This window comes from Anabaena sp. EIM26 (assembly GCF_057568715.1).
Map to the genome: position 1 here is coordinate 5,274,627 of NZ_CM172472.1, position 22,658 is coordinate 5,297,284.

Annotated in this window: 16 protein-coding genes; 5 read left to right on the forward strand and 11 right to left on the reverse strand. The window is 41.1% G+C overall.

The features are described 5' to 3' along the window. The first annotated feature begins 143 nt into the window (after nt 1-143). Entirely contained in the window at nt 144-923 is a 780-nt protein-coding gene (locus tag AC012T_RS22900) for a phosphate ABC transporter ATP-binding protein (protein ID WP_487061059.1), read from the forward strand. Between the two features lie 545 nt (nt 924-1,468). Here the strand turns inward: AC012T_RS22900 and AC012T_RS22905 are convergent. Together AC012T_RS22905 and folK are read right to left on the reverse strand one after the other, a co-directional pair. Beyond that, on the reverse strand, nt 1,469-2,017 hold the full coding sequence (locus AC012T_RS22905; protein WP_487061061.1) for an NUDIX hydrolase: 549 nt from the start codon (nt 2,015-2,017) through the stop codon (nt 1,469-1,471). Between the two features lie 57 nt (nt 2,018-2,074). Beyond that, complete coding sequence (gene folK, locus AC012T_RS22910; RefSeq protein ID WP_487066712.1) at nt 2,075-2,563, reverse strand: 2-amino-4-hydroxy-6-hydroxymethyldihydropteridine diphosphokinase; 489 nt, start codon at nt 2,561-2,563, stop codon at nt 2,075-2,077. 455 nt (nt 2,564-3,018) lie between these two features. Here folK and AC012T_RS22915 point away from each other — a divergent pair, with 455 nt between their 5' ends. Beyond that, nucleotides 3,019-5,298, forward strand: a complete 2,280-nt coding sequence (locus tag AC012T_RS22915) for a transglycosylase domain-containing protein (protein ID WP_487061063.1) — start codon at nt 3,019-3,021, stop codon at nt 5,296-5,298. Nucleotides 5,299-5,467: 169 nt separating this feature from the next. Then, the gene (gene psb35 / locus AC012T_RS22920) at nt 5,468-5,662 is read left to right on the forward strand and encodes a photosystem II assembly protein Psb35 (protein WP_015216357.1); all 195 of its coding nucleotides are present in this window, start codon (nt 5,468-5,470) and stop codon (nt 5,660-5,662) included. A 60-nt stretch (nt 5,663-5,722) separates the two neighbouring features. Here psb35 and AC012T_RS22925 read toward each other — a convergent pair whose 3' ends face one another. From AC012T_RS22925 to AC012T_RS22945, 5 genes are all read right to left on the reverse strand, one after another. Beyond that, nucleotides 5,723-6,145, reverse strand: a complete 423-nt coding sequence (locus tag AC012T_RS22925; RefSeq protein WP_487061065.1) for a tellurite resistance TerB family protein — start codon at nt 6,143-6,145, stop codon at nt 5,723-5,725. 57 nt (nt 6,146-6,202) lie between these two features. Continuing rightward, nucleotides 6,203-7,570 carry a 16S rRNA (cytosine(967)-C(5))-methyltransferase gene (locus AC012T_RS22930; RefSeq protein WP_487061067.1) on the reverse strand — a complete coding sequence of 456 codons (1,368 nt, stop codon included), beginning with the start codon at nt 7,568-7,570 and terminating at the stop codon, nt 6,203-6,205. Between the two features lie 465 nt (nt 7,571-8,035). Then, a complete protein-coding gene (locus AC012T_RS22935; protein WP_487061069.1) occupies nt 8,036-8,326 on the reverse strand; it encodes a hypothetical protein in 291 nt (96 codons plus the stop codon). Nucleotides 8,327-8,469: 143 nt separating this feature from the next. After that, on the reverse strand, nt 8,470-11,112 hold the full coding sequence (locus tag AC012T_RS22940) for a hybrid sensor histidine kinase/response regulator (protein WP_487061071.1): 2,643 nt from the start codon (nt 11,110-11,112) through the stop codon (nt 8,470-8,472). 651 nt (nt 11,113-11,763) lie between these two features. Further along, a complete protein-coding gene (locus AC012T_RS22945; RefSeq protein WP_487061073.1) occupies nt 11,764-13,044 on the reverse strand; it encodes a tRNA nucleotidyltransferase/poly(A) polymerase-related protein in 1,281 nt (426 codons plus the stop codon). 155 nt (nt 13,045-13,199) lie between these two features. Between AC012T_RS22945 and AC012T_RS22950 the strand changes: the two genes are divergently transcribed. Then, nucleotides 13,200-13,448 (forward strand): Ycf34 family protein, encoded by a 249-nt coding sequence (locus tag AC012T_RS22950; RefSeq protein WP_438890480.1) that lies wholly within the window; start codon nt 13,200-13,202, stop codon nt 13,446-13,448. A gap of 194 nt (nt 13,449-13,642) precedes the next feature. After that, a complete protein-coding gene (gene tsaB / locus AC012T_RS22955; RefSeq protein ID WP_487061075.1) occupies nt 13,643-14,299 on the forward strand; it encodes a tRNA (adenosine(37)-N6)-threonylcarbamoyltransferase complex dimerization subunit type 1 TsaB in 657 nt (218 codons plus the stop codon). Between the two features lie 193 nt (nt 14,300-14,492). Here the strand turns inward: tsaB and AC012T_RS22960 are convergent, their stop codons facing one another. The 4 genes from AC012T_RS22960 to psaA form a co-directional block, all read right to left on the reverse strand. Then, nucleotides 14,493-16,364, reverse strand: a complete 1,872-nt coding sequence (locus tag AC012T_RS22960) for a P-loop NTPase fold protein (protein WP_487061077.1) — start codon at nt 16,362-16,364, stop codon at nt 14,493-14,495. A gap of 102 nt (nt 16,365-16,466) precedes the next feature. After that, nucleotides 16,467-17,786, reverse strand: coding sequence for an IS4 family transposase (locus AC012T_RS22965; RefSeq protein WP_487066714.1), 1,320 nt, complete (start codon nt 17,784-17,786; stop codon nt 16,467-16,469). A gap of 166 nt (nt 17,787-17,952) precedes the next feature. Then, entirely contained in the window at nt 17,953-20,184 is a 2,232-nt protein-coding gene (gene psaB / locus AC012T_RS22970; protein WP_438890849.1) for a photosystem I core protein PsaB, read from the reverse strand. Nucleotides 20,185-20,304: 120 nt separating this feature from the next. Beyond that, a complete protein-coding gene (gene psaA, locus AC012T_RS22975; RefSeq protein ID WP_487061079.1) occupies nt 20,305-22,563 on the reverse strand; it encodes a photosystem I core protein PsaA in 2,259 nt (752 codons plus the stop codon). Nucleotides 22,564-22,658 lie beyond the last annotated feature (95 nt).

The following is a 22,658-nucleotide window of genomic DNA, read 5'->3' on the forward strand; positions in this document are numbered from 1 at the left end:
TTAGCAAACACTTAAATAACCAGATATTTGCTGTTTGTCTATATTCTATTCATTATCCCCTGAGTACAACAAGATAATGAAACGGTAGCAGTGATTCTTAACTATATTTCTAAGTCAATTGTTGTTTCACGCATTTTATCAGCATGAGTAAAATAATTCCTGCCCTCAGTGTTCAAAACTTCAGCTGTTATTATGACACTCAAAAAATCATTGAAGATGTGTCTATGGATCTTCCCCAAAATAAAATCATAGCCATTATGGGGCCTAGCGGCTGTGGAAAATCTACTTTTTTGAAATCTCTCAATCGCATGAGTGAGTTAGAAGGAGAAGTACGAGTTGAAGGGAAAGTAGAATTTTTTGGGCAAAATATTTATGGTCGTCGTGTCAACTTAACTCGGCTACGTCGTCAAATTAGTATTATCTATGCTAGAGCAAATCTTTTTCCCATGAGCATTTACGATAATGTTGCTTATGGGGTGAAAGTAATTGGATGGCATCCCAAAGTAGAATTAGATGAGATTGTCGAGTTAGCGCTTAAATCTGCTAATCTCTGGGAAGAAGTTAAAAATAAACTCTATAAATCTGCTTTAGAATTATCTTTTGGACAACAACAAAGGTTGTGTATTGCCCGTGCTTTAGCAGTCAAGCCGCAAATTCTGCTCATAGATGAACTGTGTGCTGGACTAGATCCGATGTCTACCATAAAAATTGAAGAACTCATCGAATGTTTGCGTTCTGAATTAACAATTGTCTTTGTCTCTCATAACATCCAACAAATTGCTCGTTTATCAGATTTCACAGCTTTATTTCACTACAACGAAAATCATGTTGGACAATTACTAGAATTTGCCCCGACAAAGAAACTTGTCACTAACATCAGTGATTACCGTAGTCGCCGTTACGTTTCTGCGCGTTTCCGTTGAACTATATTTAGGGCAAGAAGTCAGAATTAGAAGAAGAGAAGAATAGTCTTGAGTCAGTTCAAGTGATAGGTTTTTGGGAGTTTCAACGCTTATTCCTTGAGCTTAATTCACCTTTTTAACCTTCAAACTCTTGATACAAGTAGTCGTGCAAAATAAATTTTATATTTGGGAGAGTGAACAGGTAACAGATAAGGAATACAGAGATTTTTGTTTGTTCCAAAAATGTTAAATTAATTTTGCCCAGGTACTTATCTAAGTTTTAGATTTATATGGCTAAAGCCTGATGCTGGATAGCATCATATGGGAGAACTCCACAAAAAAGATGATCCAATCTTGTGGGATGGGCATCTTGCCCGTCCTTGTATTGTTAGCGGGCAAGATGCCCGCACCACAAGAAATTTTGGGATATTTTTTTAATTGGAGAACTCTGGGAGTCAATAACAGGAATGTTGTATCGACTCCGATATTTGGCTAGGATGATCTGATTAGCTGAAAAGTCTGTGCTGAAGGTATTGCTAATTGACGCTTCTAGCAGCATTTTGCTATCAAAACAAAAATGAACGCGCTAGGAAAAAGCTGGCTATGGATTTAGCGTCTACAGGTTGTCCCTCAAGAATTGCTTTTTCTAGTTCTTCTGGGGTGAAAAATACTATTTCAATATCTTCATCTTCTTCTGGTGGGGGAGGTGTTTCCAGCTTTTCTAAATCTCTAGCCAAGAAAGCATGGATAATTTCATCGGAATAGCCGGGAGCTAGGAAAAATTCTCCTAGTTTATCCCATTTGTGAGCGCGGTATCCTGTTTCTTCCTCAATTTCTCTCTGTACCGTCTCTAAGGGATCTTCATTTGGTTCGAGAGTACCGGCTGGAAATTCTAACAATCTTCCCTGAACGGCAAAACGATATTGACGCACAAGAATCAGCCTACCATCTGAGGTAACGGGTAAAGCTAGAGCGCCACCTGGATGACGAATACACTCCCATTCCCCTTCAGATTTGTTGGGTAAACGCAAGCGGTTAACTTCAAAATCAAACTTGCGGCCTTTGTGGAACAAACGCTGCTTGAGTAGCTGTGGTAATTCTCTACCTAGTGGCATAGTTAAATAATTTGGTCTGTAGATACACAGAATATATACGGGGGCGATTAAGTTAAATCAGGGTTCTTCCGCCTTGAACGATGGTAATTTTAATTTCCCCTCATCACATAAATGTACATCATAAGTGTCAACATCCTTGAGTAAATCTTGAATTACACGCCCTGAGACTGGTTCTATCCAATTGGGGGCAATTTCTGCCAGTGGCACTAATACAAAAGCTCGTTTAGGCATTCCAGGGTGGGGAATTTGGAGATTTGGCTGGTTTAATATCAAATTATCATACAACAACAAATCTAAATCTAAGGTTCGTGGACCCCAATGTTGTTGACGCACACGCCCAAATTTTTGTTCAATTGCTAACAAAGTTGCTAATAACTTTTGGGGTAGCATACTTACTTGTAAAATGGCACAACCATTCAGGTAATCTGGTTGAGGTGGCCCTATAGCTTTGGTTCTATACCAACTGGATTTTGCTTGTATGATTATACCTGGGGTTTGAGCTAAAGTTTCTAGAGCAGCGTCTAAAATTTTTTGGGGATCACCCATGTTACTACCCAGGGCGATCGCAACACTCGCCGCAGGGATCGCACTTCTCCTGGAGATGTTAGGCGATCGCAGCCATTTTTTGCCCGTACTCATTTGCTGTAAAACTCTCTCTAGATAGCTGGGACTCGATTTAAATCTCTATGTCTCTGAAGTTTTCAATGGTTTTGATGCTCTGCCAGATTATTAGAAAATACTGTCTTGGTTTTCAAGAGATTAATTGAGTCAACAATTTTGGAAAGAACAATATTTTACACTGAATTAAATTAATTATTTATGAGATATTATACTAACAATCAAAGTAGTGTGCCAACCTCAAATCCTTTCATGGTAGTTAGGTGGCAATTACTGGATGAAAATTAACAAATCTAAGTAGCTCTGACAAGGAGAAACTGCTCTTGCCGCTTGGGAATCATCACAAAAACGAGAAGTCCACATATGACAACTTACCAAAAACCATGCTGGTAAAGGCGAAGCAGTTACTGAACCAGATGACAAGCCGATCATCTGTGATGATTGCCAGAATTGGTAAGAGCGATAAACCTTTTTATCGTCGTTTGTGGTTTTGGGTAGGTTTGGGTGTCGGTGGAGGGATTGTTGCCTTCAATTACGGTTTGAGAACAATAGATAGTTCTTTGCCAGATAAAGCCAAACTAAACGCGGTACTGCGAGAGCAAACACTGACTATTAAAGCCGGAGATGGGACTATTCTCCAACAACAAGGAGAAGCGACTAGGGAACAGTTAAAGCTAGAACAAATACCAGATAACTTAAAGAAAGCTTTCATCGCTTCAGAAGACAGAAGATTTGAGCAGCATCAAGGGGTAGATACTCAAGGTATTCTCAGAGCAGTTGTGAATAATGTGCGATCGCAAAATGTGGTAGAAGGTGGTAGTACCATCACCCAACAGGTAGCACGAATTCTCTTCCTCACCCAAGAACGGACAATCTGGCGCAAACTCAAAGAAGTCCGACTAGCTCAAAAAATGGAGCGAGAATTAACCAAAAATGAGATTTTAGAGCGTTACCTAAATTTGGTTTATTTGGGTTCTGGAGCCTACGGTGTAGGAGATGCTGCCTGGGTGTACTTTAGTAAAACCGTAGATCAACTTACCTTGTCAGAAATGGCAACCATCGCCGGACTTGCTCCTGCTCCCAACATTTACGCCCCAGATAAGAATCCCAAAGCAGCAATAGAACGGCGAAATCAGGTGTTGCAGCGGATGCAGGAAGATCAAGTAATTACCTCAGCCCAGCAACAAACTGCACTGCAAGAACCACTTACAGTTAACAGTAATTTACCCAAGCGCTTCCAAGTCGAGTTCCCCTACTTTACAATCTACGTTCAGCAGGAATTACCCAAGTATATTTCAGCCGATCTATTAGCAGCAGGAGGGTTAGTAGTAGAAACTAGTTTAAACCCAACCTGGCAAAAAGCAGCAGAAGCGGCAGTTGCCAAAACTTTAAAAAATCAAGGTCGCTGGGAAAACTTTAAAGAAGCAGCTTTAGTAGCCATAGATCCCCGTAATGGAGAAATCCAGGCCATGGTGGGTGGTAAGGATTTTAGTAACAACCAGTTTAATCGTGTAACTCAGGCACAGCGTCAACCAGGATCGACATTTAAGGGATTTGTCTACGCTGCTGCGATCGCTACAGGCAAAAACCCCTATGATAGTTACCTAGATGCACCTTTAGTAGTGGATGGTTATGAACCAAAAAACTACAGTGAAAAATTCTACGGCTGGATAAATCTTAGAGATGCCCTCACTCGCTCTATCAACACAATCGCAGTCAAAGTATTAATAGACGTGGGATATGAGCCAACGATTAAACTTGCCCAGGACATGGGCATTAAATCAGAACTTAAACCTACTTACTCCTTGGCTCTTGGCTCCAATGAAGTTAATCTTCTCGAATTAACAAGTGCTTACGGTTCCTTTGCTACCCAAGGATTACATACAGATGTGCATGGTATTCGTCGCATCCTTAACCGACAAGGTGAAGTCATCTGGTCTGCTGATTTCCAACCCAAACAGTCATTAGATACAGATAGCGCTGCCATTATGACCTGGATGCTACGCAACGTAGTCAGAAACGGTACTGGTGGTGCTGCCCAATTAAATGATAGACAGGTAGCTGGCAAAACTGGTACCTCTGACGAATCTCGTGATTTGTGGTTTATTGGCTACATTCCCCAAATAGTCACAGGGGTTTGGCTTGGTAACGATAATAACCGCCCTACCTATGGTAGCAGTAGTAGCGCTGCTTATACCTGGCATGAATTTATGGAAAAGGCGGTAGAGGGGATGCCAGTAGAAAAATTCCCTGAACGACCTAAATTAGAAGGACGCAAAGCGACGATTAAAGCCCAGCCCATAAAACCGAAAAAAATTATCAATCGCTCAATCTCTGATCATGATGAAAAATCAGACAGAAACGATGATTCATCAAGTAAACGCAGAAACAGGAATAACCAAGTAGAAGAGCAACAATCAAACTATACCCCAAGACGTAGAAGACGTTCCAAACAACAAGAAGATACCACATCGAGAAAGCAGCGCTCTCAAGAATCAAGTGGTAATTCTTCATCAGGATCATCTCGCTCACAACGTCGAAATAGCGGCTCAGAGTCAGGTTCTTCCCGTTCCTCTACTCCTGCAAGCCGTGGTTCCTCTGAATCTTCCTCACCTAAAGGTTCTTGGCGGGAGAGGCTCAAACCCAATTCATCGGCTGAATAATGAGCAAAAAAGATTGGTCTGGCGGGAGAGAAATGTATTTATTTTTCTCCCGAACCATATTGTTTTTTATCTCTCAAATCTCAAGCGTTTCAACCTACTGGGGGATGTAGGTGATACGCTCGTTTTATACTTTGTTAAGAAGCGCAACTTACACTAGGAGAATTTACTCATGAATTTATTGCTTCAAACAGCAGCGCCAGCCGCAGCAGGACAACACTTTCCATTAGCTTTTACATTGGTGTATGTAGTAGGTTTTATTGCTGCTGTCACCATCGGTTCAATTGCTTGGTACAACTCCAAACGTCCCGCCGGTTGGGAAAGCAAAGATCGTCCTGATTTTGTACCCAAAGTTGATAAAGAATAACAGGAGGCAGGAGGCAGGGAACAGACATAAAAATAAAGTTCTCCCCATTTCCCCAATCTCCTAATTTTGAACATCAACCCAACGACGGTAAAGCTTTTGAATTTGTTTAAGCAGTGGGGTGTAAGCTGGTTGCGTGGATTCATGCGACTTGCTTAGTTCCTGCAATGTAGTTAGTAGCTTGGCTTCTTCAATTGCTACTTCACCGTCGCTGTAAATCAAGCCACTAATGGCTTCAATCAAATTTTCGCAATCTTCCAAGCTAGGGCGATCGCCTAAATACTCACTTACCCACTGGTAGCACTCTTTGGGCTGTACGGAAACTAATTCATACAGCCAAGGCTTAATCTCTGGATCATTAGCCAAGCCTTTAGCCTGAGCTATTTCGCGCAGATATTGCCGTTCTTCTGGTTGGATTCTGCCATCAATCCAAGCTGCTCCAATCAGAATTTTAACTAAGTTTTTGACATGAGAATTATTAACCATTACTGCCTCCTCTAGTAGATTCGGACCTTCACCAAATCGTACAATCGTTAGCAGTATTCACTCGGAATTATTGGTTTTTCTTAAGCGCACCATGAAAAAGCCATCCATGTCCTGTTGATGAGGCCAAACTTTTAGCAAGCCTGGCGGTGTACTATAGGTAGCAGTTAAATCCTGACGGGGAAGCTCAATTTGCCAATGAGGATGATCAGCTAAAAACCGGGAAATTACTTCTTCATTCTCAGCGGGATGTAATGTACAAGTTGCATAAACTAATACCCCATTATCCTTGACAAAATTTGAAGTGTGTGATAGCAATTTTGTTTGCAGCAGGGAAAGTTGCTGGATAGATTCTGGTGTTTGTCGCCAACGCGCATCAGCATGACGGTGCATAGTTCCCAAACCGGAGCATGGGGCATCTAATAATACACGGTCAGCTTGATTGTAAAATTGGGGTAAATTGCAACTATCACCAGTGTAGATTTCAATAGATTGTAAATTCAACCGTCGAGCATTGTCTTGGAGTTTACGAAGACGGGATGCAGTCTTGTCACACGCCCAAATTTTGCCATTATCTCCCATTAATTCAGCAATATGGGTTGTTTTCCCTCCTGGTGCAGCACAAGCATCAATCACCACTTCACCCGGTTTAGGATCTAGCAAATGACCAACTAATTGGGCGCTACTATCTTGAATAGTCCACCAACCTTCACGGAATCCAGGTAAATTTTGAATTGGGCCATTACTGCCAATTAATCGTAAAGCTTGGGGTAAATGGGAAATACGTTTGACTAGAACACCAGCAGATTGAAAAGCTGATTCCACTTCTTCTAAGGAACTGCGAAGAATGTTTACACGCAAATCAATAGTTGGAGTTTGATTCATCCATTTACAGAGTTTTTCTGTTTCCGCAAAACCCAATTGTGCTAACCAGACTTCAATGATCCAATCAGGAAAACTGTATAAAATACCCAATCTTTCCACTGGATTTTCGGGTAATTTTAACGGTTCTAATGATTTTTCTCCAAGCCGCAAATACTGGCGTAAAAGACCATTAATAAAACCAGTTAAACCAGTTAAACCGTTTTCTTTTGCTAACTCAACGGTGGTATTGACAGCAGCAGAAGGGGGGATTTTTTCTTGATAACGCAGTTGATAAAAACCGAGATGTAAGATTGTGCGGAGGTCTGGTGGTTGTTGCTGGGCTTTTTTTGTGGCGATTTGGTCAATGAGAGTATCTAGGGTGCGTTGTCTTCTGACACAGCCATAGACTAATTCTGTTGTTAAACGGCGATCTCTACGGAGTGTTTCGTTATCGCTATCCGGTAACTTAAACTTTTGTAGCGCTCGGTCTAAAGCAACATCAGCATAAGCACCTTTATGAACCTCTTTTAAGGCGATAAAAGCTACTTGACGGGGGTTGGTCATCGAATTAGTTAATAATAACGGTTCTTCGGTTCTTTGTATGGAAAACCTGGTTCAAAAACATTTAAAGCCTTATAGCGGTTCTCGGTTGAGTGAGATACAAGAACCCCACCCCCAACCCCCTCCCCGCAAGCGATGAGGGGGCTATGATGTATTTCATTCAAATGCATACCGCTATATTGTGTGGGCATTTCATTGAAAATATGGGCATGATTGTTTATAACCCTTACGGGGTAAGGGTTTTGTTATCATCAATCCCCAATCACCATAAAAGAGACGCAAGAGCCATAATCACTATAATTATCTACTCAGGCTGATTAAAAAACATCAGTCACTGTATCGCCAAACTTTGGATTTTTGGCAGTTCATGACTGATGAAGAATTGCAGCATTCCGAAATGCTGAGTGCTGTAAAGCACTGTTCTTATGACAGTTTAATTGTAGGGTAGATGTAGCCCTATATTGCAGTTTATTTTTCGTGTTCTTGTTGATGATTGATGGTATTATCTGCTTCCAATAACCGTGACATAAACACATCTGGTTTTCTGCTAATAACAGATACAACTTTATCAATAGCGACTACTTCGCTAATTTTTACGACCATTTCCCATAAAGTATCTTCTTCTGTCTCCTTGTTATGAGTTCTGTGTTTAAACCACAACAAATCATCACATACGCTAATAATTTTTGTAAAATACCACTTATCTCGTATTAGTAACCATATTTCTTGCTCTACGTAGGTTTGTAGAATAGATTTCATAATAGATTAGATAATGAAAAGTTATTGCGCTACATAGTATGCTGCTATTAAAGAATGATGCAATAGTAGATATACGAGAGTGTAGGGAAAATTTTGATACTTAAGTTGATAATGTCTAAAAACTTTTGCCATCTTGTACTAGACTAAACATTTATTGTCACCAGTTGGGCAACAGCCGTTGCTAAAGCGTCTGGTTCTACTGGTTTTGATATGTGCATTTGAAAACCTGCGGCAATTGCCTGTTGTTGGTCAAATTCTCCGGCATATGCTGTTAGTGCGATCGCTTTTGGTGACATAGATTCCCTGACTGGGGGAATTTGTCCATTTGTATCTGACGACCAAGTTCTAATTTTTTTTAATAATTCATAGCCATCCATTTTCGGCATCCCAATATCACTAACCAACACATCTGGTTGAGATTGAATAAAAACTTCCAGCGCTTCAAATCCTGATGCAACTGTGCTAACTTCAGCCCCATACAGTTCCAACACAAAGGTAATAAAATCCCGTGAATCAGCATCATCATCCACGACTAAAATTTTAATTCCACTTAAATCACAAGATACATTTTGTGCTTTTTTCTCTGTGATCTTCTCTGACTGAGAAGATATTAAGGGGACTCTGACAATAAAGGTTGCTCCCTGTCCTTCACCTGGACTATTAGCCTCAATAGTTCCACCGTGTAACTCTACTAACTGCCGGACAATTGCTAATCCCAATCCTAGTCCACCAAATTTTCTGGTGATTGAGCTATCTTCTTGACGGAAATGCTCAAATATATATGGTAAAAAATCTGGACTAATACCTTTACCTATATCACTAACTGTGATTTGAGCCATTGACCCAAATTGCTCCAGTCGGACTTCCACTTGCCCCCCCTGAGGTGTAAACTTAACAGCATTGGATAAAAGATTCCAGAAAATTTGTTGCAAGCGTGCCGAATCACCTGTAACTTTGCCTACATTCGGTTCAAGTAGGGTATGAATAGTAATTTCTTTAGCAGAAGCGGCTAAACTCACTGTATCTAATGCAGCGGAAATTACAGTTGCTAGATTAACTGGAGAAACATTCAGAGTAAGTTTACCTCGGAGAATGCGGGACACATCCAGCAAGTCGTCAATTAGGTTAACTTGCAATTTGGCATTACGTTCAATACTGTTCAAGGCTTCATCAGTCTTGGCTTTGTCAAGTTTGCCACTTTTCAAAAGTCTAGCCCAACCCAAGATGGGATTGAGTGGGGTACGCAGTTCATGGGAGAGGACTGCCAGAAATTCATCTTTAATGCGATTTGCTTTTTCAGCTGCTTCACAAGCTGCTTGCTGTTGTTGCAGAACATTCTGCAAAGTTTTCCTGGCTTGGATATGGTCTGTAATGTCAGTATTAGTACCGTACCATTTAATTATCTGTCCCTGTTGATTTCGCAAAGGACGTGCTTGTCCCAAAATCCAACGGTACTCCCCACTTCCAGAGAGCATCCGCGTCTCTACTTCATATTCACTGCTGGTTTGCACGGCTTGAGTCCATACTTCTTTTACCTTTGGTAAGTCTTCTGGGTGAATAATTTGCTCCCAACTCTCAGTTTTAAGTTGTTCTACCGTTTTGCCTGTGAAATCGCACCACCGCTGGTTATAATAATCAACCTGACCATTAGGTAGGGCTGTCCATACCTGTTGGGGAATAGTTTCTGTTATTAACCGTAATTGATCTTCATTTTTTTGCAATGCCAGATGCGATCGCTGACGCTCAATTGCTACACCTGCCAGGTGAGATGCTCTCTCAATCAGTTGCTGCTCTGATTCGTCAGGAGTGCGAAGTGTGGGATAGTATAGTGCAAAGGTTCCCAATACCTCGCCTCGACTATCCAAGATGGGTGTAGACCAACAAGCTTTCAGATCATTAGCCAGTGCCAAATCGCGGTATTCTACCCATTTCTCATCGTTGGCAATGTCTGAGACAATTACTGTTTGTTTGGTATAGGCAGATGTACCACAACTACCTACTGCTGCACCCACGGGAACACCATTCATTAATCCTTGAGTGTATTTTTCTGGTAGGCTAGAAGTTACGGTAGGATACAACTTTGTTCCTGAATCATCTAATAACATAATGGAACAAACAACTTGAGCTAACTGTGCCTCTATTGACTCAGCTAAGGTTTTTAACACCTCGGCAAGAGAAGTACCAGTAGCAATCAGTTCCAAAATATGATTTTGCATGGATAGGAATGCTTTGGTGCGATTGTCTGAGGTAGTTTCTATAACTGGCTGTTCTAACTTTTGTTGATTAGTTGGATTTTGGTTTCCGGTTGTTAATAGTTTTTTATTGATTGTAATATCATTATTACTTCTAGATTTCCGGAGTTTGATTTCTGTAATATCTTTAAATGTAGTAACAACTGCATATGGAGAAGTTTTATTAGCTTGAAATAAAGGTTGGGAGTTGAGTAATAACCAAACTAGATTACCAGTTGGCTGATAAAGTCCCATGACAATGTTTTTACATGGTTTACCTGTTTGTAAAGCAAGTAGGCATGGATAATTTTCGGCTTTAAAAATTGACCCATCTTCATGAACAGTTTGCCAAGGAGGTTTAAAGGGAGTGGTTCCCAGCATTTGCTCATTTGTATATCCAAGTATTATCTCAGCAGCAGCATTACACGCCTGTATAGTGGTATCAGCAAGTTGAAAAATCATACCCTCTTCAGTGGAATTAATTTCCCATTGTTGTTGGGGTAATACTGTTAATTCGACAGCAGCTTGTTCCTGGAAATTATTTATGTTTGACATTGGTATTTTTAATGTTTTAAATATTTTTTGATATAAACCTCGTGCAAGTTGAGAACTGGAGTTTTTCAAAAGGGAACAGGGAACGGGGAAGAGTATAGGATTTAGGAACAAAACCCGATTAAGAAAAAACTATTGGTTTCAAAGTAGACGTGGTTTATATAGATAATTTTTCCATAAATTACTTATACTTGTATTACTTGCGAACAAGGAACTAAAAAAATAAGTATAGAGGACGCAAATAACAGGTCAGACGATTTTCGGTTAATTCCACGGATCAATCCGGGGGCTTTTACCATCAAGGAATCATTTGTCAAAATAAGAGAGAGTTTGAGAGTTTTTTTTAGTCATACCAATTTATTCTGAATTTAACTAAAAATTGGCATCAAAGAAAATTTAAATAGGGGAATACACGCAATATTTTCTTGATCATATTATGATGTAGGTGATAGGTAATAGATTTTGGGCGCACTGCTATATTACTATCATAGTTAATAGAAATTTATTTTTTCTTTTGATTGCAAAATCTTAGTTACCACAGGGAAATTAAGTTGGCAGAATTAAACCTAACGATGTAAAAAAATTAACGCGGTTTCAACCTTCTTCCCTCCTGCCTCTTCACGTCCATTGACTTAAATTATTCCTAATCATAAATTAATTCTCAACCAACTGCTTTGCAAATTTTATCGCTTGTTCTACGGTGGAAACTTTACCCTCAGCTTGGGCTATAGCAATTTCACTCAAGATTTTTCCTATAAGTGGTGAAGCTGGAATATTTAGTGCTATAATCACTTCTTTGCCACTCACTAACGGTGAGGGGTGAGCTACCAAATCATCAGGGTTCAGGTAATGGTTGATTAAGGGTGCATAGACCCATAGCGGATTATCGCCGGATATCGCCTCTACTAAAATATCATCTGCTAAGGCTAAGGCGGTTGTACTACTAAATGCAACTCCCACGTCCTGAAACAAAAAATACTGTTCTCGTAGGGACAGATTAACTACTTTGAACTTTGGGAACAGTCTCAGGGCGGTTATTATAGCGCGAATTTCTGCACGGCTATAGGTTAGTTCCTGTAGTTCTGTTTCTGCGATTTCCGGATTTGGGTGGACAAGACAGGCTAGTTTAGCAATACCTAACCAAGTAGTTTTGACTGTATCGCGCACACAATTTTGTAATTCTTCTCCTAATTGTTGCCAATTTTGGGAAATTAAAGCTGCTGCTTTGTCAACTGCGGCTAATTTTAAGAAGCTTTCACGGGTGGTATTTCTAAAGAATATAGCTAGTAAACCATCCTCCCACGCACTAGTTAGCCAAGGTGTACCTTGAGGATTTGCTAACAAATAACTTATTTCTACCCGGACTCGTTCGGCTGCAACTTTATTGATATCTGCTGCTAAGGTGCGAATAGTAGTTTGGGTAGCTGGTTCGATTGTAAACCCAAGTTGGGCTGCTTGACGATATGCCCGCATTAACCGCAAAGGATCGTCTTGAAGATTTTTGGGTGATATCATGCGTAAGATACCTGCTGTTATGTCTGCACAACCTTGGAGAGGATCAATTATTTCTTGGGTATGGGGATGATAGGCGATCGCATTAATTGTAAAATCTCTTCTATGCAAATCTGTGATTAAACTATCTCCCTCCTGTTGGGCAAAATCGACTGTAGCGTGGGGAAACACCACACGAGCAATTTTTCTTTCTGCGTCTAAGAGAACAAAACCAGCTTGATAATGACGAGCGATATCACTGGCAACTTTCACCGCATCATCTGGGATAATAAAGTCTAAATCTAAATATTCCCGACTTTTGCCTAAAATCGCATCTCTCACAGCACCACCGACCATGTAAGCATCTTGTGGCAAAAATTCCAGACTAAAAGGCCAATTTTCGGCAGCTAGGAGAGAAACGGCTAAATCATCCATTGTATTCATTCAGTGAAATCCTTAAATCCGTTAAATCAAAGATCCTTCATTCCATGAAATCCTTAAATCCATTAAATCAGTGATAAAGATCAACCCCGCAACTAATGCTTAACATTTCCGCGTAGGCTACATTAACTATAAAGCTTCCTGGAGTTGGTTCTATTATGTGTATTTGCGTGAATTGCCACTATGTAGACCGCTGTCTAACCTACAATGCCGTAGAAGCACAGCACCAACAGCCTCACTTGACCGAAACCCCAGATTTTGATCCCAATGAACCTTCCATCAATGTCAATATTCGCACAAAAGACGAAATCATTGAAATGGAATGGGATGTTGTCGGTTGTCTCAGTTTTAAAAAAGAAATGGGTAAATGGGCTAAATTGCGTCCCGGTGAATTAGTACCGACGTGAATTTTAGATTTTGGATTTGGGCAGTTGGCAACTTTGTAGAGGCGTTTCATGCAGCGGAAACTTCCCTCATGGTAACGTCTCCATAATATATTTGAAGTTTCGTTTTGTATTTTATGTATTTTAAAGTGGTAAAATTGTAAATTGTTAATTTCGCCAAAATTAACTTTTTCATATTCTCAAAATCTATATTTACTTTGACAACTAAATTAGCACATCTCCCAACCACAAAATACGCTTTAGCACTGCATACAACTACGCCCGAATTAGGTTTGGTAATTAGTAACTTTGCTGACGATACCCGCGCCAATGTTTGGAATTTAGGACGTGATGTATCCAGTTTGATACATCAATATTTAATTGACCTCATTAAACCCCAAACCTGGACAGATTTGGCTTTTATTGCCGTTGCTAAAGGCCCTGGTGGTTTTACAGGCAGTCGTATTGGAGTTGTTACTGCTCGCACTTTAGGACAACAGTTAGAAATTCCTGTATTTGCAGTTTCCACTTTAGCCGCAGTAGCTTGGACAGAATTAAAAAAAAATCAACAATCACAAGATGTTATTGCGGTGGAAATGCCAGCACAACGGGGGCAAGTTTTCGGGGCTATTTATCAACCTGCTGCTGATTTGGGAATTACTGCTTTATTAGCAGATACAGTATTCACACCTGAAGCATGGCAGGAAACCTTAGCAAATTGGCATACTGAATATCAACTGATTAAAGCCACATCTGGTTTAGCTGCAACTGTTACGAGTATTTTAGAATTAGCTTATTTAGATTGGCAACAAGGTAAACATCCTGATTGGTCAGAGGCTTTACCCTATTATGGGCAGCATCCTGTAGATGTATAGTAATCCTATTTCAGAATACCCTAGAGGTACAAAGAAGTGATCTAGAAGTGCGATCGCTCTTTTGATGAGTATAATAACCGCTTAGTAAGCCACTTAATATCTAATCTGCAAATCCTAATTTCACAAAACTCTTGTGGGGTGGGCATCCTGCCCGCCCTAATTATACAGGTTGAATAAATAGATTTTTCAACAATTAATTTCGAGCATGATTATTAGTAGGATCATCTATATCTATTTTGTAAATATAATTGGCTCTAATTTTATTTATCTTGCTACATTCAGCTAATATCCGAATAGCTTGTTCTAAATTTTCGGATGCAGGTTGATACCCAGAATGAAGAACCCATCTAACCATTTTATATAAATCAGGATCATCTTTTTTAAGCCATTGACAATATTCATCAACAGTAAGATTCCTTAAAAATTCAATATCTTGTTCTAGTCTAGGTGATCTTGAAGAGGAAACAGCATTCATTATATTTTTCACTGCTAGAGTAATATCTAATGTTTGGTGATATTCCTTGATTTTCTCCTTGAAAGATGCTTCCAAATCAGGATATTTACTCAGTTTATTTGTAAAGCCACCTAAATTATCATAAGAACTCTGTTCAAAAATTTTCGTTAATATTGTTTCTAATAGAGGTTTTTCATATTTATAAATATCAAGTTCCAAAATGGATGCAAATCTTTCAATATCTTCAAATTGTGAAATACTCAAATTAAGATGATTCTGTTCAAGAAAAGTAATAATTCCATTAATAATATCTTGTTCATTATCTGCAAATGAGTTCCAATATTTAAATTTATAAAGATTATTTGAAAGTTCATTCAAATTCCTAATAATTTGACTTCTTTTCTCTCTTTCATTGAGAATATCACCTTTTTCAAGAAATTTCAACTCAGTAGATTTAGATAAAGATGTCTCAACTAACTGAATTATAAGTTCATCTACTTCTTCTAAATCAGAATAACCAAAATATAGATTTAATAATTGTTGTCTTTGTAAAGCTTTAATTTTGTCTTGTGCCAGTTGAAATTTTGCGATATCATTAGCCTTTTGATCTGTTCCCATATATTCCAATGGATCTATTGACAAAGTAGATTTAATATCTTTAATATTAGGGAATTTTTTACAAAATTCAGTATCAAGCTTCGATAAATTAATGACAACACTATTTCTAATAATTTGATGACGTAAACTAACCTCCCAATTATTCATTAAGGGAAGAAGTTCATCAATAAGCCATCCAGTTTTTTTGATAACCCGAATATTATTTGTACCAGCCTTTATAAATACTTCGTTAAATACTTCTAAATCACCATTTTCTAAATTATGAATGTCTTCCAGTCCTACAACTAAATTTTCTTCTACTGTTGGATCAAGTTTAAATTCTCTATCAATTACTTTCTCTTGATAATCCTGTAATGCTTTTTTATCTAATTCTGTTAAATTATCTTCATTATAAATGAGAATAATTTTGCATTTTAACTCCTGGACTAAATACTCAACAAACCCAAGTATCTCTTCCAGTGATAGTTTAGATTTTCTCTCCAGATCGTCAATACTTACTATTGATCCTTTAATTTGATTAAATCTGATATTGCGTAATACTTCAACTGCTAATGATATACCTGTTCCTGATAAAGAAAGAGTTAAATCATCCAGTTTGATGTTTCCCAGATTAGTTTTATTTATTTTTTCTAAATCAACATTTTTCCAATTCACAAGATTCTGCAAACGTTTTCTAATGCTACCAAAACGAGTTTCAGGTTCAGTCAACGTATTTTGACTATCTATAGATACTCTTTTAAAATTTGATAAAATTTGACTTTTTAGCTGCTCAATGGAAGATAAACCAAAAACTGAAGCATAATAATATTCTTTTTTATGTTCAGATAAAAAATCATTTACTAAAGTAGTTTTTCCAATACCCCATTTTCCGTTAATAGTTAAAACCCTATAATTTTCATAATTTTTATTTTCCTTATCAAAAAATCTCTTGAGAATACTTTTTGCTTCTTCTCTATTAACTCCAGCATTTGCTTGATTTGTGCTTTCAGTCATAAACGCCTCTCACTTCCAATTATTACAGTATAAATTGTGCTAATACTTAAATTAGCCTAGTTTTGCTATCTATTGCAAAGGGCGGGCAAGATGCCATTGGTGTCAAGTTAAGGCATCAGCCCAAATGTCAAGAGAGCGAGCAGCCGTTCGTCGGTGACGTTGACGGACGGTCTTGATTAAGCCCATAGAACGATGATGTTCGACAAGCCAAGGAATAAGTTGTAAATCAGGAGCGAGTAAAAGTGCGCGGTGGAAAAAATACAAACTGCGAAAAACCATTTCCACAGAAATGCGTTCTAAAGGTTTTTGTAAAGCAATAGCCACATCAGCACACAAGTCATTGAGGACAGCGTAGAAAATCCAGGTAGCATATATTTGCATCTGTACACCATTAGTGCCACCAACCCACAAATAGGACAAGCCCAATAAACGCTTAGTCAATAAAAATGCGTCCTCAATTCGCCAACGTCGGCGGTATAAATCACAAACCTCCTGTGGTGAAAGCTGTTGTGGGTCAAGAACATTAGTCAAATAATGATACCAAGTCTTACCCCATAATACGGATACTTGGCGCATGGGATAGCGACATGGGTTGGTATGATGCAATCCCATTTGAATAATTTCATCCCTGTAGTGAGAGCCGCTAGAAAGTACACGCACTACCTTATATCTAACCTTTTCCTTTTGGCGCGTGAGAACATACTTGCCGGCAGCAGTTAGAGAATCAAACCACTCAAAACCATAAAATCCCATGTCTACTATGAGTAAACCACCATCAGGTAAAAGTTCTAACAATGCTTGCCACCAACGAGTCTCATTCCGCTTGGCATCAGCATCATACCAAACTGCTACAGGAATATGAGTGAAAGCTTCTACTACCATCAGCATTTTTCCTGCCAACACTGAACCTGTTTTTTCTTGCAATTGTCCGAAGTGCTTTTTCATGGCTTCGAGTGTTGAGGCATCACAAATCCAAATGGCGGAAAATCTCTGCGCCACTGATGCCCAGGCTGGAGCTAATTCTTTTGCATTCCTTTTTGCTGCTAGACGTTCTACTACTTGCTCAAACATCTTGGCAAATAGATGCGCCGGTAAACTGTTGAGTCTTTGGGACAGAGCTTGCTTGCTGACTTTTGTTGCCTCTACCCACATTAATCCTTCTACTTCTAGGCAGCGCAATACATCTGTTAAGTGTTGTACTTGTCGATATACTAGACTCAGTATTATTGCTGCCATTACTGGTAGGGTTAATACTCTTAAGCGCAAGCTTCGCTCTTTGTCTTTTACCCCTTTGAGGTTGGCAAATGTCCCTGGACTTAATAGCCCAATCAACCGTGATTCTATTTCTTCACTAGCTGGAGCAGGTACGCTGACTTGATGGCGAAAATCTGGATTCCCTTGTTTTTTCCTTGGTTTACTCATGGCTCTTTTCAACACCCCTGTGTTGACTTTTACCATTTATTTCCCACCCTTGACACAAATCCTTTTTCCTTAACTTGACACCAATGGCATCCTGCCCGCCTATAAAAAAATCCCCCACCTTGCGGCAGGGGATTTTTTGTTACTTACCTAAAACCAGCAGTCAGGATCAACCGAACTTGCCAGCAGTAGAGGCAATGAGGAACGCTGCGTAGGTGACGATGTAGCCAACAGTGAAGTGAGCTAGACCAACAACACGAGCTTGAACAATGGAGAGAGCAACAGGCTTGTCTTTCCAGCGAACCAAGTTAGCTAGAGGAGTACGCTCGTGCGCCCAAACCAAGGTTTCAATCAACTCTTGCCAATATCCTCTCCAAGAGATGAGGAACATGAAACCAGTTGCCCAAACTAAGTGTCCAAAGAGGAACATCCAAGCCCAAACAGACAAGTTATTCATGCCGTAGGCGTTGTAACCGTTAATCAACTGAGCAGAGTTAGCCCAGAGGTAGTCACGGAACCAGCCCATCAGGTAGGTAGAGTTTTCGTTGAACTGAGCAACGTTACCTTGCCAAATACCCAGATGTTTCCAGTGCCAGTAGAAGGTTACCCAACCAATGGTGTTCAACATCCAGAACATTGCTAGGTAGAAAGAGTCCCATGCGGAGATGTCGCAAGTACCGCCACGGCCTGGACCGTCGCAGGGGAAAGCATAGCCGAAGTCCTTTTTATCGGGCATCAGCTTAGAACCACGCGCATCCAAAGCACCTTTAACAAGTACTAGGGTGGTGGTGTGGATAGCCAAAGCGAATGCGTGGTGAACCAAGAAGTCGCCAGGGCCAATTGTTAAGAAGAGTGAGTTAGTACCAGAGTTAATGGCATCTAACCAGCCAGACAACCAAACGTTACCGTAGTTGGGGTAGGCTGTGTAAGCAACGCTATCGGGGTTAGACAGCAAGGTGTCTAAACCGTAGAGTACTTTACCGTGAGCAGCTTGAATGAACTGAGCAAATACTGGCTCAATCAAGATTTGCTTTTCAGGAGTACCGAAAGCAACTACTACGTCGTTGTGAACGTACAAGCCCAAAGTGTGGAAGCCTAAGAAGAGAGATACCCAGCTGAGGTGGGAGATGATCGCTTCTTTGTGCTGCAAAATCCGGTCTAATACGTTGCCCTTGTTTTGTTCTGGGTCGTAATCACGTACCCAGAAGATAGCGGCGTGGGCGAATGCACCAACCATCAAGAAACCAGCGATGTACTGGTGGTGGGTGTACAGTGCTGCCTGTGTTGTGTAGTCCTTAGCGATGAACGCGTAAGGAGGCAGGGCGTACATATGCTGTGCCACCAAGGAGGTAATAGTTCCCAGTGCAGCCAATGCCAAAGACAGTTGGAAGTGCAGGGAGTTATTGATGGTGTCGTACAGACCTTGGTGAGGCAGGTTGAACTGACCTTCACTCTTGCTACCGGGAACTAAACCGGATTTGGAGTTCAGCATTTCTTTGATGCTGTGACCAATTCCGAAGTTAGTGCGGTACATATGACCGGCGATGATGAAGATAACAGCGATCGCTAAGTGGTGATGAGCCATGTCGGTCAACCACAAAGATTCTGTTTGGGGGTGGAAACCGCCCAAGAAGGTGAGAATCGCTGTACCAGCACCAGTGGAAGTACCAAACAGATGACCCGCAGTGTCAGGGTTCTGAGCGTAAACGCCCCAGTTACCTGTGAAGAAGGGAGTCAACCCTGCTGGGTGAGGTGCGGCGGTTAAGAAGTTATCCCAGCCTACGTGAATACCACGAGATTCAGGAATAGCAACGTGAACCAAGTGACCTGTCCAAGCCAAGGAGCTAACACCGAACAAACCAGCCAAGTGGTGATTTAGACGTGGTTCAGCACTCTTGAACCAAGAAAGACTAGGACGGAACTTGGGTTGTAAATGTAACCAACCAGCAAATAGGAACACTGCTGCCAACAGAAGCAGACCTAATGAACCGGTGTACAGTTCAGTATTTGTCCGCATCCCGATGGTGTACCACCAGTGGTAAACACCGGAGTAAGCAATGTTTACGGGGTTGCTTGCTCCACCTTGAGTGAAAGCTTCAACCGCAGGCTGACCGAAGTGAGGGTCCCAAATCGCATGGGCGATAGGACGGACATGAAGGGGATCTTTAATCCACTGTTCAAAGTTACCTTGCCAGGCTACGTGAAACAGGAGGCTGGATGCCCACAGGAAGATGATTGCCAAGTGACCGAAATGCGTAGCGAAAATCTTTTGGTAAAGATTTTCTTCCGTCATGCCATCGTGGCTTTCAAAATCGTTGCCTGTAGCGATCGCATACCAAATCCGACGGGTAGTCGGGTCCTGTGCGAGATCCTGGCTAAATTTTGGAAATTTTGTTGCCATAGGTTTTGATATGTCCTCTGACCTTTAGCCATCAGGTATCAGTAAAATTTTAGATTCTAGATTTTGGATTTTGGATTAAATCTGAAATCTAAAATCCAAAATCCAAAATTCAACTGATTGCTACCCTACTGAAAGGATGTGTGCGTGGAAGAATGCCCAGGTGGTGGCAATTCCTCCTAATAGATAGTGAGCTACACCTACAGCACGACCTTGAGTGATGCTCAAAGCACGAGGCTGAATGGTTGGTGCTACTTTCAGTTTATTGTGCGCCCATACAATGGACTCAATTAGTTCTTGCCAGTAGCCACGACCACTAAACAGGAACATTAAGCTGAATGCCCAAACAAAGTGAGCGCCTAGGAACATGAGTCCATAAGCAGACAATTCACTTCCGTAGGAGTTGATGACCTGTGTAGCTTGCGCCCACAGGAAGTCACGCAACCAACCATTGATGGTGATGGCGCTTTCGGCAAAGTTGCCGCCAGTGATATGAGACACATTACCTGCTGCGTCTACAGTTCCCCAAACGTCAGATTGCATTTTCCAACTGAAGTGGAAAATTACGATTGACAAGGAGTTATACATCCAGAATAGTCCTAGGAACACATGATCCCAACCGGACACTTGACAAGTACCGCCACGACCTGGCCCGTCGCAAGGGAAGCGGAAACCTAAGTTTGCCTTGTCTGGAATCAAACGAGAACTGCGGGCGTAAAGTACACCTTTTAGCAGAATGAGGACGGTAACGTGAATGGTGAAGGCGTGAATGTGGTGAATCAAGAAGTCGGCTGTACCCAATGCAATGGGCATCATCGCTACTTTTCCGCCTACAGCCAAAATACCGCCGCCAAATGCGTAGCTAACTGGTTCTATAGCATTGGGTGCTGTACCACCTGGAGCCAGTGTGTGCAGGTTTTGTACCCACTGAGCAAACACAGGTTGTAACTGAATTGCTGCGTCAGAGAACATATCTTGGGGACGACCCAAGGCACGCATCGTGTCGTTGTGAATGTATAAACCAAAGCTGTGGAAGCCTAGGAAAATACAAACCCAGTTTAGGTGAGAGATGATAGCATCACGATGACGAATCACCCGATCCAGGACGTTGTTTTGGTTCACAACTGGATCATAATCTCGCACCATGAAGATTGCTGCGTGAGCAGCACCACCAACAATCAAGAAACCACCGATCCAAATATGGTGAGTGAAAATGCACAACTGTGTAGCGTAATCAGTTGCCAAGTATGGATAGGGAGGCATCGCGTACATATGATGCGCGATGATGATTGTCAAGGAACCTAAGAAAGCTAGGTTAGTAGCCAACTGAGCGTGCCAAGAGGTGGTCATGTTTTCATAAAGACCTTTGTGACCTTCACCAGTGAAGGGGCCTTTATGGTTTTCTAATATGTCTTTGATGCTGTGACCGATACCCCAGTTGGTACGGTACATATGACCAGCGATGATGAACAGTACAGCGATCGCTAGGTGGTGATGAGAAATATCAGTCATCCACAGGCCGCCTGTAACGGGGTTCAAACCACCTTTAAAGGTCAGAATGTCAGCATAAGTTCCCCAGTTCAAAGTGAAGAAAGGTGTTAAACCGCTGGCAAAGCTGGGATACAACTCTATCAACAGATCCTTGTTCAAAATGAACTCGTGGGGCAAGGGGATGTCCTTAACCGCAACACCTGCATCTAATAGCTTGTTGATTGGTGCAGACACATGGATTAAGTGACCTGCCCATCCCAAGGAACCACAACCTAGCAATACTTGCAAGTGGTGGTTTAGCATTGACTCCACATTCTGGAACCATTCCAGTTTAGGAGCGCGTTTGTGGTAATGGAACCAACCAGCAAATAGGAATAAGCCTGCTAGTACCAAGCCGCCAATCGCGGTGCAGTAGAGTTGGAAGGAGTTGGTGATACCCCAGCCACGCCATACTTGAAACAAGCCAGAGGTGATTTGAATGCCGTGGAAACCACCGCCAACATCACCGTTTAAAATGTCTTGTCCCACAATGGGCCAAACAGTCTGTGCGCTGGGCTTAACTCCTAATGGATCAGCCAGCCAAGCTTCGTAGTTGGAGAACTTAGCGCCGTGGAAGATCATTCCGCTTAACCAGATTGTCACTACAGCCAGGTGGCCAAAGTGCGCGGCGAAGATCTTGCGGGAAATGTCTTCTAGGTCGCTTGTATGTGTATCGAAGTCATGGGCGAGGGCATGAAGGTTCCAAATCCAGGTTGTGGTTTTTGGACCTTTAGCTAAAGATCTATCGAAGTGACCAGGTAGCGCCCATTTCTCGAAGGAAGTGGGTACAGGATCTTTATCTACGATAACTCTTGCCTTTTTCTCCTCTCGCTGTGGAGGACTAATCGTCATTCGACCTCCTCTGTCAATAAGGAATGAGGAATCATGAATACCACAGAGTGAATTTTACTCATCGTTTCCAGGGTTTTTCTGGAGCCGTGTGGAAT